The 7925-nt window shown below is 70.0% G+C and carries 7 protein-coding genes; 2 read left to right on the forward strand and 5 right to left on the reverse strand.

Going from position 1 to position 7925, the window contains the following annotated elements; translation table 11 throughout:
* Both ACR2JA_RS08325 and ACR2JA_RS08330 read right to left on the reverse strand, forming a co-directional pair.
* On the reverse strand, positions 1–468 hold a 468-nt coding region (locus ACR2JA_RS08325; RefSeq protein ID WP_434008628.1), incomplete at its 3' end, for a siderophore-interacting protein.
* Positions 465–962, reverse strand: a complete 498-nt coding sequence (locus ACR2JA_RS08330) for a DUF2798 domain-containing protein (protein ID WP_434008629.1) — start codon at positions 960–962, stop codon at positions 465–467. The genes ACR2JA_RS08325 and ACR2JA_RS08330, both read right to left, overlap by 4 nt.
* 67 nt (positions 963–1029) lie before the next feature.
* Between ACR2JA_RS08330 and ACR2JA_RS08335 the strand changes: the two genes are divergently transcribed.
* Entirely contained in the window at positions 1030–1500 is a 471-nt protein-coding gene (locus tag ACR2JA_RS08335) for a MarR family winged helix-turn-helix transcriptional regulator (protein ID WP_434008630.1), read from the forward strand.
* A 79-nt stretch (positions 1501–1579) separates the two neighbouring features.
* Entirely contained in the window at positions 1580–2098 is a 519-nt protein-coding gene (locus ACR2JA_RS08340; RefSeq protein ID WP_434008631.1) for a DsrE family protein, read from the forward strand.
* 117 nt (positions 2099–2215) lie between these two features.
* On the opposite strand, the gene ACR2JA_RS08345 is transcribed toward ACR2JA_RS08340, so the two are convergent.
* The 3 genes from ACR2JA_RS08345 to ACR2JA_RS08355 form a co-directional block, all read right to left on the reverse strand.
* Positions 2216–4552, reverse strand: coding sequence for a methyl-accepting chemotaxis protein (locus ACR2JA_RS08345; protein ID WP_434008632.1), 2337 nt, complete (start codon positions 4550–4552; stop codon positions 2216–2218).
* Between the two features lie 165 nt (positions 4553–4717).
* Entirely contained in the window at positions 4718–6415 is a 1698-nt protein-coding gene (locus tag ACR2JA_RS08350) for a hypothetical protein (RefSeq protein ID WP_434008633.1), read from the reverse strand.
* A gap of 121 nt (positions 6416–6536) precedes the next feature.
* On the reverse strand, positions 6537–7925 hold a 1389-nt coding region (locus tag ACR2JA_RS08355), incomplete at its 5' end, for an ABC transporter permease (RefSeq protein WP_434008634.1).

The raw sequence follows: 7925 nt of genomic DNA on the forward strand, positions 1-7925 counted from the left end.
GGCGAACACCGTGGCGTGAGCGGGCAGTTCCTCCAGCCGCCGCGCCACGGCCGGCAGCGCACTCGCATCGCCCACCAGCAGGTGCCAGTCCAGGTCGTGCGGCACGACGAACGAGCCGCGCGGCCCGCCGATCGTCACCGTCTGCCCGGGCTGCGCCTGCTGGGCCCAGCGGGCCGCCGGGCCGTCGCCGTGCAGGCAGAAGTCGATGCTCAGTTCACGCGCCACGGGGTCGAAGCGCCGCGGCGTGTAGTCGCGCGCCACCGGGTCGTCCCCGTCGGTGGCCGGCACGAAGAGCTTGTCGTGGTCGTCGAACGACAGGCTGACGAAGTCGGCCAGATCGTCCCCACCGAAGGTGACGCGGCGCACCAGAGGACTGAGGCTCTCTGCACACACCACCCGCAGCGCGCGGCGCTTGAGTTCGTGGCGCACGCGCTGGACGCGGCTGGCCATGGGCTGGGCTGCGCTCATGCCGCGGCCATCGAGCGCGCCAGGCGCGGCTTGATGACAAAGCCCATCAGCAGCCCGATGGCAAAGCCCGCTGGCAGGGAACGCACGAACGCCGCCGCCCACTGCGCGGGGAAGCCGGCACCCAGGCCGTGGTTGCTGAGCGTGACCACGCAGGACAGCAGCAGTTCCATGACCCCCGCGGTGCACACCGCCAGCAGCACCGTGGCGGGCACACGCGGCCAGGTGGCCAGGCGCGGGCCGAGCACACGGTCCAGCCCCACCAGGGTGAGCATGCCCAGCGGCATGACCGGCAGTGCGGTGGCAAAGGCCTGCATCCAGCGGGCCAGGAAGCCGGGGCCGCCCCCGAGGTTGAGCCGGGTGATCAGGCCACTGAGCACCAGCGCGATGGCCGGCATGACGGTGACCAGGGGCAGCAGCCGGCGCCAGCGGATGCGGGAAAGGGACGCGAGGGCCGGACGCACCGGCGCGGGAGACAGCACAACAGCGGTTTTCATGGATCGGTATTTGGTTGACAATGTCAATAAGATAACAGAACTGGTTGACTATATCAACCAAAAGAACATGAGCACACGCCCCACACCGCGCCAGCTGGCCGCGCTGACCCACCTGATGACGCTGTTCGGCGGGGTCAAGAAAGCCCTGCGCCACCAGCTGCACACCGAGACCGAGCCCGCCGTGGCCCCCATGCTGCTGCGCATGCTGCAGCTGTGTCAGCGGCACCCCGGCATCACGCAGCAGGGGCTGGCCCAGCGCACGGGGCGCGACAAGGGCCAGGTGGCCCGGCTGATCCGCGAACTGCTGGAACTGGGTCTGCTGAGCCGGCAGGACAACCCCGAGGACCGGCGCAGCCACCACCTGTTGCCCACCGCGGCCGGGGTGGCGGCGGTGGCGCGCTTCGAGCAGGCCGAAGCCGAGGTCGCGCGCTGGCTGTTCGGCCACCTGAACGCGACCGAACTCGCCGACCTGACGGCGCAGCTGGGCACGCTGCGCGAGCGGCTGGACCGGTTCCTGCCCGAACAGGACGAGGGCTGACAGCCGCGCCGCTGGACGGACCACACGCCACGCCCCACAGCCCCCGATCCCGACCGAGTCCTCCCCGCCAGGAACCACCATGAAAAACGCCACCCTGCCCGCCCTGCTGCTGACCCTGGGCCTGGCCGCCGCCCCGTTGGCGACGCTGGCACAGGCCACGGTGGTGCAGACACCGTACAAACATCCCAAGGCACTGTTCGACATCTACCTGGACCACCCGGCCAAGATGGGCGCAGCGCTGTACTGGCTGCGCTCCTTCGTGAACCCGCTGCTGGAAGCGCCTTACAGCCTCTTCAACGAGGACATGAGCGTGGTGGTGGTGCTGCACGGCACCGAGCTGGTGACGGTGGCGCGCAAAAACGAGGCGCAGTACGAGGACGTCGTTCAGCGCATGCGCTTTTATGCCGACCACGGCGTGAAGTTCAAGGTCTGCGGGCTGGCGCTCAAGGACTTTGGCTACACCCCGGCCGAGCTGCAGCCGTTCGTGGAGGTGACACCTTCGGCCATGACCGAGCTGGTGCACTGGCAGAACCAGGGCTACGGGCTGATCACGCCGCTGGTGACGGACAAGCGTTTGTCCATCGAAGACATACGGTAGCCCCCACGCTCCGCCGCTGACGCGGGTCGCTGCCCCCCGAGGGGGCTGACCTTGCTCGGGGCGGCCCTTCGCTGCGGCCGTTCACCCCCACGCTCTGCCGCTACACGGGTCGCGTGGTCAGAACCCCAGCCGCTTGGCCGACGAGAGGGCCAGCACCACTTCGCTGGTGGCCTGCGAGAAGAGCGTCCCCGGGGCCAGGGCCTCCTCGGCGTCGCGGTACTGGCGCTGGTTGATTTTTTCGGCCACACCGCCGGCCACCTGGTGGAATCGTTTGTGCCGCTCAACCAATCCGGTGAAGGTCTCGCGGCCGGCCAGGCGCTGACCATCGCCGTAGATCCACTTGCCCAGCGCGCAGCAGTCGTCGCGCACCAGGGTGGCCGCGTCCACTTTTTCGCGGTTCTCGATGGCGTCGCGCAGCTTGACCTTCCACTGGCGGTGCGCGTCGATGTAGACGTCCACGTCCACCCCTTCCACCAGCGTCTTGGGGCCGGCGCCGGCACCGGGCAGACGGAACTCGTCCACCTGCGCAGCCATGCGCACGGCCGCCGTGCGTTGCGAAGCGGCGGCCACCGCGGTCTGATCCACCAGCGCGGCGTTGGCCTGGGTGTTGCGGTCCAGATCCTGCACCGCCTGGCCGATCTGGCCGATGCCCATGCTCTGCTCCTTGGCGCCGCCGGCCACCTCATCGAGCAGCTGGCGCACCTGGTCGGCGTGGCTGACGATCTCCAGCATGGCCTCGCCCGCGTGGCGCACCACCTGCATGCCGCCGTCCACGTTGCTGACGCTGGAGACGATGAGCGCGCGGATTTCCTTGGCCGCCTCGGCGCTGCGCTGGGCCAGCGTGCGCACCTCGCCGGCCACCACGGCAAAGCCCCGGCCCTGTTCACCCGCGCGGGCGGCCTCCACCGCGGCGTTGAGCGCCAGGATGTTGGTCTGGAACGCGATGCCGTCGATCACGCCGATGATGTCGTTGATCTTGCGCGACGAGGTCTGGATGCGCTCCATGGTCTGGACCACGTCCTGCATGACGGTGCCACCCCGTTCGGCCACGCGGGCGTTCTCGACCGCGATGTCCGAGGCCTGGCGGGCCGACGCGGCGGTGTGTTCCACCGACGAGGTGGTCTGCTCCAGCGCGGCGGACGACTCTTCCAGCGCAGCGGCAGCAGCTTCGGTGCGCGACGACAGGTCGCGCGTGCCCGCGGCGATCTCCATGCTGGCGGTGACCACCGAGTCGCTGGCGCCCTGCACCGCGCGCACGGTTTCCCGCAGCGAGGCCTGCATGTAGCCCACCTCGCGCAGCAGGTCGCTGATTTCGTCGCGCCCCTTGCTGTCGATGTTGGCCCGCAGGTCGCCCATGCTGATGGCCATGAGGTGCCGGCGCAGGGCCTTGAAGCCGCCGAACATGGAGCGGTAGAAGCCCATGGCCAGGAACAGGGCCAGCAGCAGGCTCGCGGTGGTGACGGCCAGCCGGGCCCACAGCTGGGTCTGCAGTTGCGCCTCGCGGCGGTCCAGCAACTGCTCCAGCACGCCCAGGTTGGTCTGCACCTGACGGTACTGCACGGCCAGGGTCTGGTTGGCCAGAGCGACCAGGGACTTGGCATCGCCCTGCACCGCCACGGCACCGGGCGGGAACAGGGAGTCGATCTGCTGCATGAACGCCGACGTGGCGGCCGGCGCCTCCAGCAGGAGTCCTCGGGCGATGTCGGGCTCCGCCGCCTGGACCTTGCCCAGGTCGTCCTTGGCTTTGGCCATCTCGTGCGTGATGACCGAACGCAGATCGGCCATGCGCACCAGATCGGCGGGCTCTATGCGCCCGGCGCGCAGGGCGCCACCGGCCAGACCACGCAGCTCGGCCGTGGCCCGGATGATCTCCGGACCGCGCATCAGCACAGCACTCATGAGGTAGTAGGACGACAGCTCCGGGTCCAGGGCCAGGCCGGACCGGTCCACCGCCTGCGGCAGCAGCGCGCCCACGCTGCGCGAGAGCCGCGTCATGGCGTCGTAGACACTGGCGGGTGTCGCTCCGCCCGTGCCGGGCACGGCGGCCAGGTCCTGATCGATGCGGGTCCACAGGGGTTCCAGGGACCAGTCGGTCATCACGGGCTGGCTGAGCCGGCGCACCTCGGCCAGGCGCTCCTCAAAGTCCTTGCGCGCCGCTGCAGCGTCCAGCCCCGTGTCCCCGTAGGCCTGGGAGCGCGCCACAAAACGCCACTGGTCGGACGCTTCGAGCACACGGTACACCGCCTGGTTGAAGCCCACCCCCTGGCGCTCCTGCTCGGTGACGCCCATGTCGTCCAGCGAACTGGCCAGAAAACCCGTCAGCAACCACACCAGCGGCACCATGAAGGCCACCGAAATCAGCGCCATCTTGCCGGGAAAGCGCAGCTTGCGCATCACGCCCGCGGCCGGCGACCACAGACCCCAGTTCACCACCCGCAAACCTTTGCTTTTCATGAACACTCCACACTGTTGTCATGGGAGTATCGGCAGCCCGCGCGCAGGGATTTAGTGGAAAAGCACCGCAAACCGGGCGGAGTTCGTGCTTCTCTTTACATCTTTTTGATTCGCGTCAAGCGGATGGGCGCCGCATCGGCGGCTTCGCCTGTGCCAGCAGCAGTTTCAGAAACTGTTCTTGCTCTTCACCAGGAGCTGGGCCTTCTTCACCGATCCGTTGCTGTTCAGGGGGAACGCCAGGTCGATGTGCAGCACGTTGCTGAAGGCTGCGCGCACGCTGACGATGCGCAACCCGAAGCCGACGTCGCTCAGCCAGCCGTCATGTCCGGTGTTGGCCGCGAGGCCGCCCCAGGCCCGTCCCGCGTCCACGAACGCGGCGCCCCCGACCCGGAACAGGCGCCAGGGATACCAGTCGGTGTAGAAGCGTTGTTCGGCCGTCAACAGCACGCGGCGCGTGCCGCTCTGGAAGCGCAAGGGGTAGCCGCGCAGCCCGTTGTCGCCGCCCAGCAGCAAGGGGTCCTGCACGCTGTCCGCGGATGCCCAGTCGCCCGCGGCCGACGCGTAGAACAGCCAGTGCGGGCTCAGCGGCCGGTAGTACCGGGTCGACAGCCCGAGCCACCACGACCGGTCGCCGCGGCGCCCTTCGGTCCCGCTCAGGGTGGCCGCCGCGGTCAGGAGGTGGTCCGCGGCCGGTTCGAAGCCGCGGCTCAGGCTGGCCGAATAGAGCAGCGCGTCGCGCGACGACCCGAGTCCGGTGGACGCCCAGCCCAGCTGCACCGAGGCGTTCAGCCCGAGCGAAAAGAACTCCGGCCGCCCGACCAGGTTGCGGTTCTGGGCCCGGTCGTAGCGGTCTTCCAGCAGCTCGTAGCGCACAAACGGACCGACCTGCTTCAGCGAGCCGGGCAAGGTGGCCGGTGCCACCAGGCCGGGCTCGGCGGCGTAGGTGTCCTCGACGCGGTTGAGGCCGACGGTGTAGCGGTGCACCCAGCCGTCCACCAGACCGGGCGACCAGCCCGCAAACACCTCGCCCAGGGTCTGGCGGTGCCGGTACTGGCTGGACACCACGCCGGCGTCGTACACGGCGTCGATCCGGTCGTCCTTTGACGCGGTGAAGCCCGCGGTCCAGCGCGCATCGAGGGCATAGAACGGTCGCACCACCGACACGGCAGAGCGCTGACCGTCGCTGTTGCGGGCATGGCTCAGGCCCAGCGACGCCCGACTGCCCAGCACCCGGTCCATCGACAACCCGAACTCCGTGCCGGACCGGTCCACGTTGCTCGACCGGCCGAGGCTGATGGCCGCCCCGGTGCCCAGCAGGTTGTATTCCTCGATCTTGGCGCTGCTGGAGTTCTGGCCGCCCGATCGGCCCACGCTCGCGCCGGCGTTGAGCGACCAGGTGTCGCGCGTGACCACCTCGACGTCCACCACCCCGTCACGGACCGCCAGCGGTCGCAAGCGCACGTCGTAGAGGTAGCGGTTGCTGCGCAGCAGGCGCTCGGTTTCTTCGATGACGCGCACCGACACCGGGTCACCGGTCTTGAACAGCAGGGCGCGCCGGATGACCTCGGGCCGGGTCTGGATGTGCAGGGCATTGGCCAGCCGGAACAGCAGCTTGTCTTCTTTGGGGTCGCTCAGGTCAAAAATGTCCTGCGGCGCGATCCGGATCTCGCCGATCGTGGCCCCCGCGCGTTCGAGTTCGTCGAAACCGGGCGGCGGCGCGTCCTGGGCGCGCACCGGACCGCTCCACAGCAGCCAGGGCAGCAGCAGGCCGCACAGGTGGTGGCGCCACCAGGGCCTGCGCGGTCGCGCGGAACCGGTGGTCGGACGGGGACGGGATGCGGTGGAAAGCGTGAAGAGGGTCATCGGACAGGGCGCTCCGCAGACCCGACCGAGCAGGGACGCTCGCCACGGGTGCGCCTGCCATGCTACTGAGCGCGGATTGCGCCGGTCTTAAATCCGCACAATTTTGCGGGTGAAGCGCGCCTCAGCGCTGGCGCAGGGTGCGGCTGAGCAGGATGACCGGCAACAGGCCCACCAGCACCAGGGTGAGCGCGGGCAGCGCGGCCTCGCCCAGGCGCTCGTCGCGCGCGAGCTGGTAGGCCACCACGGCCAGGGTGTCGCTGTTGAAGGGGCGCAGCACCAGGGTGGCGGGCAGTTCCTTCATCACGTCCACAAACACCAGCAGCGCGGCCGCCGCAGTGGACCGCTTGAGCAAGGGGGCGTGCACCCGCCAGGCCAGGCCCAGCCCGGTGGTGCCCAGCATGCGGGCCGAATCGTCCAGGCTGGCGGGCACGCGGGCGTAACCGCTTTGCACCGACTGCAGCGCCACCGCGGTGAAGCGCACCAGGTAGGCCCAGACGATGCCCAGCACCGTGGCCGTGACCCAGTAGCCGACGCTGGTGTCGGGCTGCACCGCCTGCAACCAGCCCACCGGCAGCAGCAGGCCGACCACGACCACCGCGCCCGGCACCGCATAACCCAGGCCGGCCAGCTGCACCACGCCACGCGTCAGCGGCCCCGGCCGGGCGCGCAGCGCAAAGGCCAGCGCCAGCGCCAGCGCCGTGGCCAGCGCGGCCGACAGCCCGGCCAGCCAGACGCTGTTCTTCGACCACTGCACGAACATGCCCCAGGGCAGTTCGTCCCAGCCGCCGATCAGCGGCCGCAGCATGAACAGCACCGGCAGCACGAAGCCGAACACGATGGGCAGCGCGCAGACCAGCACCGCCAGCCCCGCGCGGGCACCGTGCAGCGGCACCGGCTGCGCCTCGGCACTGCCGGCGCGCTGGCCGCGCAGCGCGGCAAAGCGCATGCGGCGCTGCGCCCGGTGCTCGGCCCACAGCAGCAGGCCCACGGTGACCAGCAGCACCGTGGCCAGCTGGGCAGCGGCCAGGCGGTTGTCCATCACCAGCCAGGCCTTGTAGACGCCGGCGGTGAAGGTCTGGATGCCGAAGTAGCTGGCCACGCCGAAGTCGGCCAGGGTCTCCATCAGCGCCAGCGCCACGCCCGCGGCCACCGCCGGGCGGGCCAGTGGCAGCGCCACCTCGCGGATGCGGCGCGAGAGCGGCGCGCCCAGCAGCCGGGCGGCTTCCATCAGCTGCGCGGCGCGTTCGGCCAACGCGGTGCGGGCCAGCAGGTAGACGTAGGGGTAGAGCGAAAAGGTGAACACCCAGACCGCGCCGGGCGTGTTGCGCACCTCGGGGAACACGCGGCCGCGCAGCTCGAAGGTCTCGCGCAGCCAGACCTGCAGCGGGCCGCTGAACTGCAGGAAATCGGTGTAGGCGTAGGCCACCACATAGGCCGGCATGGCCAGGGGCAGCAGCAGCGCCCATTCAAAATGCCGCCGACCGGGGAACTGGAACAGCGTCACCGCACT

It is taken from the genome of Hydrogenophaga sp. (assembly GCF_051007235.1).
In the GTDB taxonomy this organism is placed as follows: domain Bacteria; phylum Pseudomonadota; class Gammaproteobacteria; order Burkholderiales; family Burkholderiaceae_C; genus Hydrogenophaga.

Bases quoted from the DNA above. Each gene is read 5' to 3' on its own strand.
- ACR2JA_RS08335 (WP_434008630.1), top strand. From the start codon at position 1,030: ATGAGCACACGCCCCACACCGCGCCAGCTGGCCGCGCTGACCCACCTG.
- ACR2JA_RS08350 (WP_434008633.1), bottom strand. From the start codon at position 6,415: ATGACCCTCTTCACGCTTTCCACCGCATCCCGTCCCCGTCCGACCACC.
- ACR2JA_RS08345 (WP_434008632.1), bottom strand. From the start codon at position 4,552: ATGAAAAGCAAAGGTTTGCGGGTGGTGAACTGGGGTCTGTGGTCGCCG.
- ACR2JA_RS08330 (WP_434008629.1), bottom strand. From the start codon at position 962: ATGAAAACCGCTGTTGTGCTGTCTCCCGCGCCGGTGCGTCCGGCCCTC.
- ACR2JA_RS08340 (WP_434008631.1), top strand. From the start codon at position 1,580: ATGAAAAACGCCACCCTGCCCGCCCTGCTGCTGACCCTGGGCCTGGCC.